General features: G+C 75.4%; 1 pseudogene. It reads left to right on the forward strand.

The features are described from left to right. Positions 1 to 194: pseudogene (locus tag ACLBX8_RS31830) on the forward strand (hypothetical protein); the annotation flags it as partial. Positions 195 to 313: the final 119 nt, after the last annotated feature.

Genomic DNA, 313 nt, shown 5'->3' on the forward strand with positions numbered 1-313 from the left:
TCCCCGCCTTCGCGTCGACGCTGTTCGACCGCCTCGGGATCGGCGCGCCGATCCCGGCGCTGCCGCCGGTGCCGGCCGAGGCGCTGGCGCTGGCCGAGCGCCTGAAGGGCGTCAAGGCGGTCGAGGACATGATCGTGTTCGACGTGGCCATGTCGGATGCCGTGAAGGCCTCGGTCGACAAGAGCTGGAGTTGATGGTGCGTCCGACCGGGCCGGCGGTGCCCGAACTCCGCCTCCCGACGGCGCAGGCCGCGGGGCTCTGGGGCAAGCGGCGCGCCCTCCCGGCGCGGGCGGGCTCCGACGGGTTGCGCGCC

It is taken from the genome of Methylobacterium sp. D48H (assembly GCF_053345715.1).